Genomic DNA, 17,527 nt, shown 5'->3' on the forward strand with positions numbered 1-17,527 from the left:
GGTGACCGCCGATGGTTGTACGTCAGCGCCCGAGTCGGGCACGCACCATACCGACCATGGCGGTCATCTCCTCGATCCGCATCCGCTTCGCCGCTAGGACGAAGACGGCGGCCAATGCGATCCCTCCGGCCGCCAGCGAGGCCAGCGAGCCGAGAGTTCCGCTGCCCAGGGCCTGGGTGACGCCGTAGGCGGCGGCGCCCGCGGCGGCGGTGGCCGGCAGCGCGGCGCCCGCGAGCCTGATGTACGTGCGGAGCACGCGCGCGGTGTCCAGGTCGCCGCCGAGCCTGAGGCGCAGACGGCGCCAGGCGATGCCCACGCCGACTGCGTAGGCGAGGCCGTAGGAGGCGGCCATGCCGACGACGGCCCAGCGGGCCGGGAGCAGCAGGAAGCAGGCCGCGGAGGCGGCCGCGTTCGCGAGGGCCACGATGACGGTGTTGAAGAACGGGGTGCGGGTGTCCTCGTAGGCGTAGAAGGCGCGCAGGACGACGTACTGGACCGAGAAGGGGATCAGTCCCACGCCGAAGGCCATCAGCGCGAAGCCGATGGAGCGGGCGGCGTCGGTGCCGGAGGAGCCGTAGATGAGGGTGCACATCGGCACGCCCAGTGCGACGAAGCCGAAGGCGATGGGGACGATCGCGACGGCCGAGTTGCGGAGCCCCTGCGAGATGTCGTCGCGGACGGCGCCGGTGTCGCCGTCGTTGGCGGCACGGGAGAGGCGGGGCAGGAGGGCCGCCATGACAGAGACGGTGATGATGGCCTGCGGCATGTTCCAGATGAGCTGCGCCTGGGAGTAGGCGGTCCAGCCGGCGCCGGCGTGGCCCTCCGCAGCGGCGGTCGACTGCGCCCAGGTGGAGAGCTGGGTGACGACGAGGATGCCCGCCTGGTTGGCGAGCACGAAGAAGATCGTCCACTTGGCGAGCCGTGCGGCCTTGCCGAGGCCGTGGCCCCGCCAGTCGAAGCGGGGGCGGACGCGGAAGCCCGACGCGCGCAGGTACGGGATCATGGCGAGGGCCTGGACGACGAGGCCCAGCAGGGTGCCGATGCCCAGCAGCCGGACGGCCTCGGGCGGGATGCTGCCGACGCCGAGACCGGACTCGTCGGCGGTTCCGTAGATCCAGAGGAACGAGCCGACCGTCGCCATGATGACGATGTTGTTCAGGACGGGCGTCCACATCATGGCGCCGAACCTGCCGCGGGCGTTGAGGATCTGGCCCATCACCACGTGGATGCCCATGAAGAAGATCGAGGGCAGGCAGTAGCGCACGAACGTGACGGTGACCTCGTTCGCCTCGGCGTTCGACGCGAACTTCGGCGACATGACCCATACCAGCGCCGGGGCGGCGAAGACCGCGGCCGCCGTCAGGACTCCGAGGATGACCGACACCAGCGTCAGCAGGCGGTTCGCGTACGCCTCGCCGCCGTCCCCGTCCTCCTTCATCGCGCGGACGAGCTGCGGGACGAAGACGGAGTTCAGGCCGCCGCCGACGGTCAGGACGTAGAGCATCGTCGGCAGCGTGATGGCCAGCTGGTAGGTGTCGCCGAGGACGGCGGCGCCGAGAGCGGCGACGATCAGGGCCGAACGGATGAAGCCCGTCAGCCGGGAGACCATCGTGCCGGCGGCCATGATGGCGCTGGAGCGCAGCAGTCCCCCGCCCTTGCCGCCTCCGCCGGACTCCGGGGCGGGCTCCTCGTCCGGTTCGGGCGGCGGCGGGGTGGCCTCGGACGGCGCGGCGTGCGCGGCCTCGAATCCGGGGCCCGGGCCGGGGCCGGCGGGCTCCTCCGCGGGAAGCGGCTGCCGTGCCGAGCCGCGGCCGGAGCCGGACGGCGGCGGTGCGGCCGCGGCCGGGGCCGCGGTGTTCTGCGCGGCTGCCGGGGCGGTGCCGGGAGCGGTGGTGTGGGTGGCGGGCCCGGCCGGCTGGGGCGCGGAGCCGGAGCCGGGGCCCGGGGCGGGTGCCGGGGCGCTCTCCGAGCGGGGCTGGGGCGGGGCGGGCGTACGGCCGGGGGCGGTGCGTCCCTGGTCGCGGAAGAGGTGGGCGAAGGCGTCGTCAGGGGCGGGCCGGTCCGCGTCGGACTGGTTAGCGCCGGCCGGGTCCGTACGCTCGGCGCCCCCTGTCTCGCGGGGGCCTTCGGCTGACGCCTGCTCCCGCGTGCTTGCGCCCGGTGACGCGGCGGGGCCGCTGAGCAGGCCGTCGAGCCCCGTGTACTCCACGGTGGCGGGGTCGTCGCCGCGGGGGAGCCGGCGTGAGGGGCCCTCGGGCTCCGGCGCGGGCGTGGGCGCCCAGCGGCGCGGGTCCGGGGCGTCCGGACGGGGCTCGGGCTGCTCGTAGAGGGCTTGCGGGTCGGGGAGCGTGCCGGGCGGAGGGGGCGGATTGGCGGCCCGGTCGTGGAGAGCCTCGTCCACGGGGTCCTTGGCGGCCGGGTCGCGGTCCTCGTACGGGTCGCGGGTGTAGGCGTCCCGTACGTAGGGGTCCTCGGGCGGCTGGGACTCGTCGTCCGGAGTGCCCCTGCCCCCGTGACCGTCGTGCGGCGCGTTCATCGCTACTGATCCCTGCCCCTGCTCGCCAGCTGACTCAACGGTCCACCTTCTCACCCGCGTCGGAGGCGCTGCCGCTTCCCTGACCGGTGTCGTCCTCGCCGGGAGCGCCCGGGGCGCCGGGCTTCCCGGGGTCCTGGCCCTGCTCCGGTTCTCCGGCCGTGGCGGCCGTCGCGGTCTCCTCCTCGGGGCCGGAGCCGTCCTCGGAGCCGTGTCCGCTGCCGCCGGGCTCGTCGCCGGGTACGCCGCCGTCCTCGTCGCCGTCTCCGGGGCCTTCGGTGCCGCCGGCGCCCGGGGAGGCGCCGGTGCCGTCCGCGCCCGGGGCGCCGCCGTTCCGTTTCCGCGTGACGTACATCCGGACGCCCGCGAGCACCACCAGCAGTACGCCTCCCGCGATGACCAGCAGGACGGTCGAGGTGATGGAGGTGACGTTCACCTGGAAGACCATGGGCTTCCCGTAGGGCTTCCCGTCCTTGGTGTAGAGCTGCGCCTCGACGAACGCGCGCCCGTTGGCCTTCGACGTCGTGGAGAACTTCACCGACTGGCTGTGCCCGCCGTCCACCTTGACCGGCTGGGCCTCGCCGACGTCGAGGCCGATACGGCGCCGCGACTTCAGACGCAGCTCCAGCCCGTCGACGCCCTGGACGAGGTTGTTCTGCACGGTGACGGGGATCGTCGCGCTGCGCCCGGAGAGAGTGATGGGGCTCTTCTGGATGAGCTGGACCTTCTTGGTCAGCCCGACCAGGTAGTCGCTGGTGCTGTCCCGGTAGTCCTTGGCGGCTTCGGGCTCACCGCGCCAGGACGTCGACTCGGCCCGCTCCGTCGAACTGCGGAACGGCGTCTCCACACGGTCGTCCTGCGTGAGGATCTGCATGAAGTCGTTGACGCCGCGGTCGGTCTCCTGCAGTTGCCGGTATGCCTCGGTGGGCAGTTCCTGGCGCCGCAGGGAGGACGGGTAGCTGCGGCTGCCGGGCACCTTCCGGTTCGCGCGGGGGTCGGGCTTGGCGGCCGCCGCCTCGGACAGGTCGGTGCCCTGCGCCCAGCGGCCGTCCTTCTGCAGCGAGCTCAGCGCCAGCGCCATCGCCCTGACCTGGTCGGTGCTCGGCATCCGCTGCGGGGCGACGAGGATGTCGCGCTGCTTGTTCGGCACCTGCGCCGTCAGTGTGTGCGTCTCCGACAGGAACCGCTGCACAGCCCTCGACGTGGCGCCAGGCTGCGTCATGTCGCCCTCGAACGCCTGGGAGAGCCCGGCGTCGGCGACCAGCGCGGTGTTGCCGCCGCCGATGGGGCGGGCCGAGGTCGGGGTGTAGGACAGCGGGGTGTCGCGGAGGCTGTCGCTGCGGGCGATGACGTTGTGGGCGCCCGCGGACGTGGCGACGTCGACGATCGAGGGGTCGACGGCGCCCTCGGCGGGCCACGCGTAGTCCGTGCTGGGCTTGGTGTGCAGGACGGACTCGACGGTGTGGACGGCGCGTTCGTTCGCGTTGCGCAGGACTGACAGCGCGCCGGGGACGTCGCGTCCGCGGTGTGCGAGGGACGCCAGGTCCGGGTCGCCGAAGGGGAGCGTGGCGATCTCCTCGCCCTTCACAGCTCCCTGAAGGTCCATCAGCCACTGCTTCGCGTAGGCCTGGCCCTTGCCGGGCCTCGTGCCGCCGCCCTTCTTCTGCACCCGGTACGGCTCGGTCATCGCGTTGACCGTGGAGAGCAGGTCGGGGTCGACGATCCAGGTGATCGGCAGGTCCGCGCCCAGCTTCACCATCTGCTGGAGCCTGCCGCCGGGTGCGAGCTCCTTCGCGAGGTCGTCGTCGCGGAAGACGGGGGTCTGCTCCTCGTCGGACTCCATGCGGACCGTCATGTGGGGCCGCGAGATCAGCGGCCAGAGGTAGGTCAGCCCGGTCTTGTTCTTCGCGTCGGACGTCTGCCAGGGCAGGAAGGTGCGCTCGATGCCGAGGATCTGGTCGTAGGGGCGCTCGCGGGTCTGCCCCGTGAGCGTCACGCCGAGCTGGTACACGCCCGACGAGTCCAGCTTCAGGGCGCTCACGGGGAGCTTCAGCTTGAAGGTGCGGCGGATGCCGGGGCGCATGCTGCCGACCTTCGTCCTGGCCTCCTTGGCCTTGACCTCGTCGCCGTCGGCTCCCGGGAGGTAGTCCTCGCGTTTCGCGTTCTGGCCCAGTGCGCCGCGGCTCTCGGCGGCGGGACCGACGCGGAGGCCGATCTGCCCGTCGCTGATGGACGAACGTCCGTTGTTGGTGACGGTGCCGGTGACGTTGAGGGTGTCGTCCTTCTCCGGCGTGGCGGGAGAGAGCGTCCTGATGGTGATGTCGGCGGTGCGCGAGCCGGTTCCCTTGCGGTCGCCGGTGGCGGCCGGGGCGGCGGCGGGAGCGGCCGAGCCGGCGGCCGGTGTGGACGCCGCGGCGGAGCCCTGTGCCGGAGCGGCATGGACGGGCGGGGCCAGGAGGCCCCCGACGAGCGGCCCGCTCGTCAGCACCACGGCGACGCCACCTCGCAACCACCGGCGGACGGCAGCGGTCGGGGTGCTCTTGTTGTCAGCCGCCTCGGCCACGCGCTCGTCCGTCCCGTCGTGTCGTCGTGGGGTGGGTCTCGCTCACAGGTAGACGGTGCCGCCAATCGCGTACCGGTTCCTGAACCCCTGATGGTAACGATGCCCGGAGGGTGCACGTGCCGCGGTGTGTGTCACATGATCGCCCGGCTTTCACACCAGGTGCGGGGCGGGCCGTACGGGCGGCAACGTACCCTGTGCTGTCGTGCCGAACGCCAACGAAGACCCCCAGCCCAGAACGCCCGCTCAGCCCGCCAAGGAGCAGCTCAGCTCGGCGCAGCGCCGAGCGGTGAGCGAGCTGCTGCGGGTGTCCCCCGTCGCAGACGACCTCGCAAGCCGATTCAGGGACGCGGGGTTCCGCCTGGCGCTGGTCGGTGGTTCGGTGCGGGACGCGCTGCTGGGCAGACTCGGCAACGACCTGGACTTCACGACGGACGCCCGTCCCGAGGACGTGCTGCGCATCGTGCGTCCCTGGGCGGACGCGGTGTGGGAGGTCGGGATCGCCTTCGGCACGGTCGGATGCCAGAAGAAGAGCCGCGACGGGGGAGAGAAGCGCACCTTCCAGATCGAGGTCACCACTTACCGCTCCGAGGCGTACGACCGCACGTCGAGGAAGCCGGAGGTCTCCTACGGCGACTCCGTCGAAGACGATCTGGTCCGGCGGGACTTCACGGTGAACGCCATGGCTGTCGCCCTCCCGGAGAAGGAGTTCATCGACCCGCACGGCGGGCTGGAGGATCTGGCGCTGAAGGTGCTCCGCACTCCGGCGGCTCCCGAGACGTCCTTCTCCGACGATCCGCTGCGCATGATGCGCGCGGCCCGCTTCGCGGCGCAGCTGGACTTCACCGTCGCCGACGAGGTCCTCGATGCGATGAAGGCCATGGCCGACCGCATCGGAATCGTCTCGGCGGAGCGCGTGCGGGACGAGCTGAACAAGCTGCTGCTCTCGGACCGGCCGGTGAAGGGCCTGCGGCTGCTCGTGGACACGGGGCTCGCGGACCGGGTGCTTCCCGAGATTCCCGCGATGCGTCTGGAGCGTGACGAGCACCACCGGCACAAGGACGTCTACGAGCACTCGCTGACCGTCCTGGAGCAGGCGATCGGCCTGGAAGACGGCGGACCCGACCTGGTGCTGCGTCTCGCGGCGCTCCTCCACGACATCGGGAAGCCCCGCACGCGGCGCTTCGAGAAGGACGGGCGGGTCTCGTTCCACCACCACGAAGTCGTGGGCGCGAAGATGGCGAAGAAGCGGCTGACCGCGTTGAAGTACTCGAACGAGTTCGTGAAGGACGTCTCCCGTCTCGTGGAGCTGCATCTGCGCTTCCACGGCTACGGCACGGGCGAGTGGACGGACTCGGCGGTGCGCCGCTACGTGAGGGACGCCGGGCCGCTGCTGCCGAGGCTCCACAAGCTGACGCGTTCGGACTGCACCACGCGGAACCGTCGTAAGGCGGACGCACTGGCGCGTGCCTACGACGGGCTCGAGGAGCGGATCGCGCAGCTGCAGGAGCGGGAGCGGCTGGACGCGATCCGGCCGGATCTGAACGGCAACGACATCATGGAGGTGCTCGGCGTCGGTCCGGGGCCGATGGTGGGCCGGGCGTACAAGCACCTGCTGGAGCTGCGCCTGGAGCACGGGCCGATGGAGCGCGACGAAGCTGTCGCGGCGCTGAAGGAGTGGGCCGCCTCCCAGGGCTGACCCGGCTCGGCCCCCGGAGGGCGATCGCGGATCAGGCGGGGCCGGATGACGAGGGGCCGGACGAGGGGCCGGATGACGAGGGCGGTGACGTCGGCGGTGTCGCACCCGGTGCGGCCTCCAGGGACGCCCGCGCACGTTTCACGTGAAACATGAGCGCTGCGACGGCGACGTAGAGCACTGCCACCGTGAGCACCAAGGGGACGGAGCGTCCGTCCAGGGGGAGTATCAGTGCGGCGACGCCGGCGGCGCCGACGAAAGCGACGTTGAACAGCATGTCGTAGAGCGAGAAGACCCTCCCCCGGAAGGCGTCGTCGACGGACGACTGCACGGCGGTGTCGGCGGTGATCTTCGAGCACTGGGTGACGAGGCCGAGCACGAATGCCGCGCAGAGGATCGGCACCGGGGCGAAGGTCAGCCCGAGCGCGGGCTCCAGGACGGCTGCCGCGGCCGCGCACAGCCCGAGCCAGCCGAACCGCCCCGACCGCGCGACCCCCCACGGAGTGATGAGGGCGGCCGCGAAGAAGCCGAGTCCGGACGCGGCCACCGCGAGGCCCAGCAGTTTGAGCCCCGCTCCTACGTCCACGGCCTCGACGGCGTCGCCGACGTCCGTGTCGTCCCCGAAGGAGTGGCGGCACAGCATCAGCACCATGACCGTCAGGGCTCCGTAGCCGAAACGCATCAGGGTCATCGCGGAGAGAGCGTAGGCGGCACCCGGACGCTCCCTCAGGTGCCGCAGCCCGGCGACGAGGCCGCGAGCGGTCGTCGCCAGGGCCGCCCCCAGCCGCAGCTGCACGTAGCCGGCGTCCGGGCCGAGCCGGTCCCTGCCGAGTCGCAGCGCGGTGATACCCGCCAGCAGGTAGACGAGGGCGCCGACACCCACGACGACGGCGTCGGCGCCGCGGCCGCCGTCGGGGGCCGCGAGACGGACGGCGAAGGCGAGCCCGCCGCCTGCCGTGGCCGCGAGCGTCCCGGCGGTAGGGGAGAGGGAGTTGGCCATCACGAGGCGCTCGTCGTCGACGACGCGGGGCAGCGCCGCGGACAGCCCGGCGAGGATGAAGCGGTTGACCGCCGTGACGGAGAGCGCGGAGAGGTAGAAGAGCCACTCGGGAACGGCACTGAGCACGAGCGCCGCCGTGCCCGTAGCGAGGACGGCGCGCAGCAGGTTCCCGTAGAGCAGGACCTGCCTCCTGCGCCACCGGTCCAGGAGCACCCCGGCGAAGGGGCCGAGGAGCGAGTACGGGAGCAGCAGCACCGCCATAGCCGAGGCGATGGCGGCCGGCGAGGTCTGCCTCTCGGGGGAGAAGACGACGTAGGCGGCGAGCGCGACTTGGTAGACGCCGTCGGCGAGTTGGGAGAGCAGACGCACGGCGAGCAGTCGGCGGAAGTCGGGGAAGTGCAGCAGAGTGCGGAGATCACCGACGACGCTCATGGCCCCCAGCTTCACACACCGGCTCCGGCGACGCGTCCGGAGCCAAGGAGTGGACTATGACCGGGAGTCGGGGGCCTGTATCCGCATCGGACGGTGGGACGGCGCCTCAGCTCTCGGTCGCGTCCCGGTGCGGGCCGGGTCTCATGCGGCTCACGGCGGGGCGGTCGCCGTTTCACGTGAAACCCGCCGTTTCACGTGAAACATGGCGCGGTTCTCCGCCCCTCGCGCAGCGCCCGCGACGGGAACGCCGAAGCGACGGGACGTCACCTCATCCGGGTCCCGTGCGGAGGCGTGCCCCACAGGACATGAGGGGTCTCCGCCGGGGCCGGCTGCTGCTCCTCGGCCACGCGCTTGCCCCGGACGAAGACGTCCGGAGCCCGGTCCAGCACGCCGCCCGACGGATCGTCGGAGCCGTCCCTGCGGACGACGTCCCGTTCCGGGAGCAGGGCGTCCCGGACCACCAGCGCGCACAGGTAGAGCGTCCCGACGATGTGGACGAGGATCACGAGCTGGTAGCCCTCGGTCGGGAGCCCCTGGTGCTTGTCGCCGCTGCCGGTGTAGGCGAGGTACAGCCAGATGCCCAGGAAGTAGACGGACTCGCAGGCCTGCCAGATGAGGAAGTCCCGCCACCTGGGGCGGGCCAGGGCGGCGAGGGGGATCAGCCACAGCACGTACTGGGGGGAGTAGACCTTGTTGGTGAGGATGAAGAGGGCGACCACGAGGAACGACAGCTGCGCCAGCCGGGGCCTGCGCGGTGCCCACAGCGCCAGTACGGCGATCCCCGCGCAGCCCAGGGCCATCAAGACCATCGCATAGATGTTCGCATCGTCGAGGGCGCTGCCGGTGCGCTGGGAGATGATCAGCCAGATCGAGCCGAAGTCGACGGGCCGCTCCTGGCTGAAGCTGTAGAACTTCGACCAGCCCTCCGGCGCCAGCAGCATCACCGGTGCGTTGACGCAGCCCCACGCCAGAGCCGCGCCGCCCAGGGCCGAGCCGTACTCCCGCCAGCGCCCAGCCCGCCAGCACAGCAGGAGCAGAGGCCCCAGAAGCAGCGCCGGGTAGAGCTTCGCCGCGGTCGCCAGGCCGATCAGGACGCCGGCCGCCAGCGGGCGGCTGCGCGCCCACATCAGCGTGGCCACGGCGGTCAGTGCCACGGCCAGCAGGTCCCAGTTGATGGTGGCGGTCAGGGCGAGAGCGGGAGCGAGGGCGACGAGCAGGCCGTCCCAGGGGCGGAGGCGGTGGGTACGGACCGCGCAGACGAGGAGCACGGCGGTACAGGCCATCAGCATCCCGGCGTTGATCATCCAGTACAGCTGCTCGCGGTGCTGCACGTCGTCGCCGCCCGGCGTGAACCAGGCGGCGACCTGCATGAACGCCCCTGTCAGCACGGGGTACTCGAGGTAGGCCATGCCGCCGGAGACGCTGTCGGGGATGCGGTCGAAGTACGGGGTGAGGCCCTCGGAGAAGCCCCGTCCGACGAAGAGGTGGGGGATGTCGGAATAGCACGCGCGTACGTATTGGCTGGTCTGGCCCGAGAACCAGGCGCCGTCGTAGCAGGGCAGCTTCTGCACCATGCCCAGGGCGAACATGCCCAGCCCGAGCAGCACCACCACCTTCACCGGCGTCCACCAGCCGCCCGCTCCCGGAGCCGCCCGCCGCCCCACCGGGCCGCCGATCAGCTCGCTGCCCGCCGCGGCGACCTCGTCCTGCTCGGTCGGATGCACGGGAGCGGACTTCCGGTCCGGGAGGTAGGCACGCATGCGCACATCCTGCCGTACGGGCCCCTACGGCAGCAGCCCCGTCACGGTGACCCGTGACGGGGCTGCTGCGCGCCTCACAGCGACTGGAGGCCGGGACGGCCGCCGGGGCCCCGAATCGGGAGCCCGGCGGCGGCGCTACTCCCTCGTGCGGCCTTGCGGCCCTCCGAAGAGTCCTCCGCCGTTGTCGTTCCCGCCGTCGTTCCCACCGTCGTCGCCGCCGGTGTTCCCGCCGTTGTCCTGACCCTGGTCGTTGCCGCCGTCCTGGCCCTGGTCGTTCCCGCCGTCCTGGCCCTGGTCGTCACAACCGAACGGGTTGTTGCACGTCTCGGACGGAGACGGCAGCGACGGGGACTGGGAAGGCTGGTCGGACGGGTTCTGCGACGGGTCCTGGGACGGCGACTCGCTCGGCGGCTCCGACTGCGACGGGCTGGCGCCCGGCCCGAAGACCTTGTCGCCGATCGGAGCCGGCTCCGGGAAGTTCTGGACGGGCTGCCCCCGGAGCGCGCCGGTCATGTACTTGGTCCAGATCTCGGCGGGGAAGGACGCACCGTGGATCGAGTCCTGGTTGCCCACGCCGTACATCTTCAGGAACTTCTGCACCTTGGCCTTGTCGTTGACGCGCCACATGCCGACGGCCGTCGACAGCTGCGGCGTGTAGCCCGAGAACCAGGCCGACTTGTTGTCGTCCGTCGTTCCCGTCTTGCCCGCGGCCGGCCTGCCCAGGGCCTTCGCCGCGGAGCCGGTGCCGTCCTGGACCACCGTCTTCAGCACGTCGGTGACGTTGTCCGCCACCTGGGCCTCGAAGGCGCTCTTCACGCTCGGCTGGTGCTCGTAGATGTTCGTGCCGTCCTCTTCGACCTTCTTCACCGAGTACGGCTCGGACGCCATGCCGCTGCTCGCGAACGTCGCGTAGGCGTTGGCCATGCGGATGGCGCTGGGCGCCGAGGTGCCGAGCGAGAACGTGGGCGTCCGGCGGGCGAAGCTGTCCTCGTTGAGGCCGGCCTTGAGCGCCGCGTCCGCGACCTTGTCGATACCGACGTCCATGCCGAGCTGGATGAACGGGGTGTTGACGGAGTACTGCATCGCCTCACGCAGGTCGATCTGGCCGCGGCTCTCGTTGCCGTCGTTGCGCTGGCGCCACTCCTTGCCTTCCTTGTCGCGCCAGATGTCGCCGTCGTACTCGAGCAGCTTCACCTTGTTGTCGCCGTTGTAGACGCTCTTCGGGGAGACCGGCGTACGGGCGTCCGCGCCCTGCACCTCGGGCCCGTCGGGGTTGCGCTTGCCGTCACGCATCGCGGCCGCGAGCACGAACGGCTTGAAGGTCGACCCGACCTGGACGCCGGTGTAGTCGGCGTTGTTCGTGAAGTGGGTCGTGGCGTCCTCGCCGCCGTACATCGCGACGATGGCGCCGTCCTTCGGCTTCACCGAGGCACCGCCGAACTGGACGTACTTGTCGACGTCGCGCTGCTTCGGGTCGATGTTCGCCTTCCGCACCTGCTCGACGGCCTTCGTCATCTGCGCCATCTTCTTCTTGTCGAAGGTGGTGTAGATGCGCAGCCCGCCCTGCTTGAGGCGCCGGTCGTCGATCGTCTCGCTGTTCGCGGTGATGTAGTTGTTGGCTACGTCGACCATGTAGCCCTTCTGGCCCTTGAGTTCGGTCGACTTCTTCGGCGGCTTGGGCGTCGGGAACTTCTGGTACTTGGCCCGCTCGGCCTTGCTCATCCGGCCCGTCTGCACCTCGCGGTCCAGCGTCCACTTCCACCGGGCCTCCGCGCGCTGGCGGTTCTTCTCCGGCGTCGCCGCGGAACCCACGCCGCCTGCCGGGTCGTAGAGGTTCGGGCCGTTGAGCGTCGCGGAGAGGAACGCCGCCTGGCTCGGGTTGAGCTTCTTGGAGTCCACGCGGTAGTACGCCTGGGCGGCGGCCTGGATGCCGTACGCGCCGCGCCCGTAGTAGCCGGTGTTGAGGTAACCCGCGAGGATGTCCGGCTTCTCCTCCTGGGCACCGACCTTGATCGAGATGAACAGCTCCTTCAGCTTTCGCGTCAGGGTCTGCGACTGGTCGAGGTAGGTGTTCTTCACGTACTGCTGGGTGATCGTCGAACCGGACTGGGTGTCACCCCCCAGCGCCATGCGGCCCACCGCACGGACGATGCCGACGGGGTCGACACCGGCGTCGTCGTAGAACGTCTCGTTCTCCGCCGAGATCACCGCGTCCTGCATGGACTCGGGGATCTGCGCGAGCGGCACGATCTGGCGGTTCTGCTCACCGCCGCCCGCGACCACCATCTGCGAGCCGTCGGCCCAGTAGTAGACGTTCTTCTGCTGCTCGGTGGCCTTGTTGGGGTCCGGCACCTGCACCATCGCGAGCGCGATGCCGGAGAGGCCGATGATCGCCCCGATGAAGCCGGCGAAGGTGCCCAGCACCAGCTTCCAGGACGGCACCCAGCGACCCATGCCAGAGCGGTTCCAGCGCGGGTAGTCGATGAACCGTTTCCTGGGCGGCGGCTGGTACCGCCCGCGGCCCCCGCCGCCCCGGCCGGGCGGCATTCCGCCGCCACGCCCGCGTCCGCCCCCGCCGATTCCGGGGATGCCCATTCCCGCGCCCGCGCCGGCCGCGCCGGCTCCCGCTGCGGGCCCGGCGGCCCGGCGCCTGCCGCCGCTCGCCCCGCGCGGCGCCGCTCTACGGGCGTCGGCGCGGGGGCCGTACGAGCTGGAAGCGCCTTGCGGCGGCTGCGTGTAACGCCGGCCGGTGCCTGATGACGGCGACGGCTGCGCTGCGCGCCGGCCGCGCCCCTGTGGCGGCTTTCGACGGTGCTCGCTCATGGAACAGCTACTCCTCGGGCAGGCGCTCTCGCCTGAAGGTGGCAGTTGACGTCTGGTCCCCCCGAGCACGTCCCGCCGGCTGCCCGCCGACCGGTCGCACTGCACCCAGGACGATGACGCGTGTGGGCGTCTTCTGGTTCCCGGTGGTGGTCTGCACGCGCACAGACTACGCAGCTCCAAAACATGACTTAGGCTGCATTCATCCCAATCGGCACAAGTTCCCTGCGACGTATTTGAGATGTGAGTCCCTTCACCCGTCGCCCCCTTGTTGACCGACCGGCCCCCGCCTATCGTTCTGATGTATCGAGCCGATACATCAGCGCGAGACAACTCGCGCCGGGGGCAGTGATCGGCCGGACGGTGCCGGAGGGGGCGGTGGAGCATGAGCAGGCGTGCCGGCATCCTCGAGTTCGCCGTGCTGGGCCTCCTCCGTGAAGCGCCGATGCACGGCTATGAGCTGCGTAAGCGGCTCAACAACTCGCTCGGCGTCTTCCGTGCCTTCAGCTACGGGTCGCTCTACCCCTGTCTCAAGACCCTCGTGCAGCGAGGGTGGTTGACGGAGGAGCACAGGCATCCGCAGGAGTCGCGCGAGGGCGACGCCCGCTCCGCCTCACTGCCCGTGCGCCGGGCGAAAATCGTCTACCGGCTGACGGCCGAAGGAAGAGAACACTTCGGCGAACTTCTTTCACAGACCGGACCGGACGCGTGGGAAGACGAACACTTCGGTGTCCGTTTCGCCTTTTTCGGGCAGACCTCGCGCGAGGTGCGGATGCGTGTGCTGGAGGGGCGGCGCAGCCGCCTGGAGGAGCGGCTGGCGAAGATGCGCGCCTCCCTCGCCCGCACGCGCGAACGGCTCGACGAGTACACCCTCGAACTGCAGCGCCACGGGCTGGAATCCGTGGAGCGTGAAGTCCGCTGGCTCAACGAGCTCATCGAGAGCGAGCGGAGCGGGCGCGGCCGGGAAGAGCGGAACTCACCCGGGCGGCAGGCCAAGTCCGGGCCCCCGCCGCGCACTTCAGGAGACGCGGGCGGGCGGCCCCGGAGCCGGGACGGCGTCCCGCCTCCGGATCCGTCCGAGGACACCGCTTGAGATCCCGTACTTACGGGGTCCATCCATCACAAACAGGGAGCAACCGGAATGGGTTCGGTTCGTGTAGCCATCGCCGGCGTGGGCAACTGCGCTGCCTCACTGGTCCAGGGCGTCGAGTACTACAAGGACGCCGACCCGGGCAGCAAGGTGCCGGGCCTGATGCACGTCCAGTTCGGCGAGTACCACGTGCGTGACGTGGAGTTCGTCGCCGCTTTCGACGTGGACGGCAAGAAGGTCGGCCTCGACCTGGCCGACGCCATCGGCGCGAGTGAGAACAACACCGTGAAGATCTGCGACGTGCCGCCCTCCGGGGTGTCCGTGCAGCGCGGTCACACCCTCGACGGTCTCGGCAGGTACTACCGCGAGACCATCGAGGAGTCCGACGCGGCGCCCGTCGACGTCGTGCGGGCCCTGAAGGACGCCGAGGCCGACGTCCTGGTGTGCTACCTGCCCGTGGGCTCCCAGGAAGCCGTGGAGTTCTACGCGCAGTGCGCCGTCGACGCGGGCGTCGCGTTCGTCAACGCGCTGCCCGTCTTCATCGCGGGCACCAAGGAGTGGGCGGACAAGTTCACCGAGGCGGGCGTCCCCATCGTCGGCGACGACATCAAGTCGCAGGTGGGCGCCACCATCACGCACCGCGTCATGGCGAAGCTCTTCGAGGACCGCGGAGTCATCCTCGACCGCACGATGCAGCTCAACGTCGGCGGCAACATGGACTTCAAGAACATGCTGGAGCGGGACCGGCTGGAGTCGAAGAAGATCTCCAAGACGCAGGCCGTCACCTCGCAGATCCGCGACCGCGACATGGGCGCCGACAACGTGCACATCGGCCCGTCCGACTACGTGGCCTGGCTCGACGACCGCAAGTGGGCCTACGTGCGGCTCGAGGGCCGCGCCTTCGGCGACGTGCCGCTGAACCTGGAGTACAAGCTGGAGGTCTGGGACTCGCCCAACTCCGCGGGCGTCATCATCGACGCGCTGCGCGCCGCGAAGATCGCCAAGGACAGGGGGATCGGCGGGCCGATCCTCTCCGCCTCGTCCTACTTCATGAAGTCGCCGCCGGTGCAGTACTACGACGACGAAGCACGCGAGCAGGTGCAGGCGTTCATCGACGGGAAGGTCGAGCGCTGAGCGTCCCGCACACACGCCGGCCGCGGCACCGGGGCCCGCGGAGCCTCACAGGGGCTCCATGAGCACCGCACCGGCCGCGGGGTCCGCCGCGGTGGCCTGAGCCACCGCGGCGCGGGCCACCGCGCCTCCCAAGCCGTGCGCCGGGTGCCGCGGGCCCGTCCGTCTCAGCGGTCGACCGTGCGGTCCACCATCGTCGTCGTGTGCCGCAGCTGCGCGGTGAGTTCCTCGCCCACCTTGGGCTCCGGCGCGTCGGCGGGCACGAAGAGGATCGACACCTGCATGTGCGGCGGCTCCGCGAACCAGCGCTGCTTGCCGCCCCAAAGGTACGGCGACAGGTTCCGGTTCACCGTGGCGAGCCCCGCACGTGCCACGCCCTTCGCCCGCGACGTCATGCCCGCCATGGCCTTGGGCGACTCCAGCCCCACACCGTGCGACGTGCCGCCCGCCACGACCACGAGCCACCCGTCGCCGGGGGCCCGCTGCTGCCGGTAGCCGAACCGGTCGGTCTTCGTCACCCGCGTCACGTCCAGGATCGAACCCCGGTACTCCGTGGCCGTGGGGTCCCCGAGCCACAGCCGGGTTCCGATACGGGCGCGGAAGTTCGTACGCGGGAACTGCTGCTGCAGACGCGTGAACTCGTCCGGCCCCAGGTGGCTGACGAACATGGTGTCCAGCGGCAGCCGCGCCGCCCGCAGGCGGTCCATCCAGTTGATGACCTCGTCGACGGCGTCGGACCCGTCCGTACGGTCCAGCGGCAGATGGATCGCGAAACCCTCGAGCCGCACCTCGTCGATCGCGGCGTGCAGTTTCGGCAGGTCCGCCTCGGTGACGCCGTGCCGTTTCATGCTGCTCATCACCTCGATGACGACCCGCGCACCGCGCATCAGCCCGACGCCCTCCACCGAGGACACCGATCTGATCGCGCGGTCCGGCAGCGGCACCGGCTCCTCGTCCTTGCGGAACGGGGTGAGCACCAGCAGGTCCCCGCCGAAGAAGTCCTTCATACGAGCGGCCTCGTAGGTCGTGCCGACAGCGAGGATGTCGCTGCCGAACCGGGTGGCCTCGTCGGCCAGCCGCTCGTGACCGAAGCCGTAGCCGTTTCCCTTGCAGACGGGCACGATGCCCGGGTACTGCCGGATGACGGACAACTGATGCGCCCGCCAGCGATCGGTGTCGACGTAGAGGGTGAGCGCCATGGCCGGTGGAGAACCTTTCTTCCGGGTCGTCTCGGTCTGTTGAGTCCTGCGTCGGCGGCGGGCCGGGCCCGTCAGCGCCGCGACATGTAGATGTCGAGCGCCTTGTGCAGCAGCTTGTTGAGCGGGAAGTCCCACTCGCCGAGGTACTCCGCCGCCTCTCCCCCGGTGCCCACCTTGAACTGGATGAGCCCGAAGAGATGGTCGTTCTCGTCCAGTGAGTCGCTGATGCCGCGCAGGTCGTAGACGCTCGCGCCGAGCGCGTACGCGTCCTGCAGCATGCGCCACTGCATCGCGTTGGACGGCCGCACCTCCCGCTTGTGGTTGGCGGAGGCGCCGTACGAGTACCAGACGTGGCCGCCGACGATGAGCATCGTGGCCGCCGCGATCCGCTCTCCCTCGTGCTCGGCGAAGTACAGCCGCATGCGGTTGGGGTCCTCGGCGTTGAGGACCTTCCACATCCGCTCGAAGTACGCCTTGGGGCGCGGCCGGAACTTGTCGCGCTCAGCGGTGATCTCGTACAGCCGCTGCCAGTCGTCCATGTCCTGCAGTCCGCCCTGGACGACCTGCACACCGGCCTTGTCGGCCTTCTTGATGTTGCGCCGCCACAGCTGGTTGAAGCCCTTGTGGACCTCCTCCAGCGAACGCCCTTCGAGCGGCACCTGGAAGACGTAGCGCGGCTGGACGTCGCCGAACCCGGCGCCGCCGTCCTCGCCCTGCTGCCAGCCCATGCGGCGCAGCCGGTCGGAGACCTCGAAGGCCCGCGGCTCGATGTGCGTGGCCTGGACGTCGCGCAGCCGCTTCACGTCCGGGTCCTGGATGCCCTTCTTGATCGCCGGGGCGTCCCACCGCCGGATGACCACGGGCGGGCCCATCTTCACCGAGAAGGCGCCCTGCTGCTTCAGATGCGCCAGCATCGGGCGGAGCCACTCCTCCAGGTGCGGCGAGTACCAGTCGATGACCGGCCCCTCGGGCAGGTAGGCGAGATACCGCTTGACCTTCGGCAGCTGCCGGTAGAGCACCAGTCCCGCGCCCACCAGTTCGCCGTCGCGGTCGAACCACCCCAGGTTCTCCGACCGCCACTCGCCCTTCACGTCCGCCCAGGCAGGCACCTGGCAATGGCTCGCCGAAGGCTGGTCCCGGATGTACGCGAGATGCTGCTCACGGCTGATGGTCCTCAGGGTCAGGCTCATGCGGGACGCTCCTCCGGCGCAGGTAAGTAACTCGCGGCGAAGCCTACTGTGCGTCCGCGAGGGACCACTGCCTGCGCCCCGGCGTCCGGTGGTGCGGACGGGCACGCGCCGGAACT

General features: G+C 70.8%; 10 protein-coding genes. 3 read left to right on the top strand and 7 right to left on the bottom strand.

Annotated elements, in window-relative coordinates:
* Positions 1-22: 22 nt before the first annotated feature.
* Positions 23-2,536, bottom strand: coding sequence for a murein biosynthesis integral membrane protein MurJ (murJ, locus tag IEY56_RS12545; RefSeq protein ID WP_189037225.1), 2,514 nt, complete (start codon positions 2,534-2,536; stop codon positions 23-25).
* 34 nt (positions 2,537-2,570) lie between these two features.
* Complete coding sequence (locus IEY56_RS12550; protein WP_189037226.1) at positions 2,571-5,096, bottom strand: DUF6049 family protein; 2,526 nt, start codon at positions 5,094-5,096, stop codon at positions 2,571-2,573.
* A gap of 202 nt (positions 5,097-5,298) precedes the next feature.
* On the opposite strand from IEY56_RS12550, the gene IEY56_RS12555 reads away from it, so the two are divergent.
* Positions 5,299-6,792: a CCA tRNA nucleotidyltransferase gene (locus IEY56_RS12555; RefSeq protein ID WP_189037227.1), complete on the top strand. Its 1,494-nt coding sequence runs from the start codon at positions 5,299-5,301 to the stop codon at positions 6,790-6,792.
* Between the two features lie 31 nt (positions 6,793-6,823).
* Here the strand turns inward: IEY56_RS12555 and IEY56_RS12560 are convergent, their stop codons facing one another.
* The 3 genes from IEY56_RS12560 to IEY56_RS12570 all read right to left on the bottom strand — a co-directional run bounded on the left by IEY56_RS12560 (position 6,824) and on the right by IEY56_RS12570 (position 12,804).
* The gene (locus tag IEY56_RS12560; RefSeq protein ID WP_189037228.1) at positions 6,824-8,221 is read right to left on the bottom strand and encodes an MFS transporter; all 1,398 of its coding nucleotides are present in this window, start codon (positions 8,219-8,221) and stop codon (positions 6,824-6,826) included.
* Between the two features lie 263 nt (positions 8,222-8,484).
* Entirely contained in the window at positions 8,485-9,981 is a 1,497-nt protein-coding gene (locus IEY56_RS12565) for a glycosyltransferase family 87 protein (protein ID WP_189037229.1), read from the bottom strand.
* A 135-nt stretch (positions 9,982-10,116) separates the two neighbouring features.
* Positions 10,117-12,804, bottom strand: coding sequence for a transglycosylase domain-containing protein (locus IEY56_RS12570; RefSeq protein WP_189037230.1), 2,688 nt, complete (start codon positions 12,802-12,804; stop codon positions 10,117-10,119).
* A gap of 382 nt (positions 12,805-13,186) precedes the next feature.
* Between IEY56_RS12570 and IEY56_RS12575 the strand changes: the two genes are divergently transcribed.
* Positions 13,187-13,894, top strand: a complete 708-nt coding sequence (locus IEY56_RS12575; protein ID WP_189037231.1) for a PadR family transcriptional regulator — start codon at positions 13,187-13,189, stop codon at positions 13,892-13,894.
* A gap of 48 nt (positions 13,895-13,942) precedes the next feature.
* The gene (locus tag IEY56_RS12580; RefSeq protein ID WP_189037232.1) at positions 13,943-15,025 is read left to right on the top strand and encodes an inositol-3-phosphate synthase; all 1,083 of its coding nucleotides are present in this window, start codon (positions 13,943-13,945) and stop codon (positions 15,023-15,025) included.
* 164 nt (positions 15,026-15,189) lie between these two features.
* Here IEY56_RS12580 and IEY56_RS12585 read toward each other — a convergent pair whose 3' ends face one another.
* Entirely contained in the window at positions 15,190-16,221 is a 1,032-nt protein-coding gene (locus tag IEY56_RS12585) for an alanine racemase (RefSeq protein WP_189037233.1), read from the bottom strand.
* A 71-nt stretch (positions 16,222-16,292) separates the two neighbouring features.
* The gene (locus tag IEY56_RS12590; protein ID WP_045863630.1) at positions 16,293-17,411 is read right to left on the bottom strand and encodes a lipid II:glycine glycyltransferase FemX; all 1,119 of its coding nucleotides are present in this window, start codon (positions 17,409-17,411) and stop codon (positions 16,293-16,295) included.
* Positions 17,412-17,527: the final 116 nt, after the last annotated feature.

Source organism: Streptomyces daqingensis (assembly GCF_014645895.1).
Classification (GTDB): domain Bacteria; phylum Actinomycetota; class Actinomycetes; order Streptomycetales; family Streptomycetaceae; genus Streptomyces; species Streptomyces daqingensis.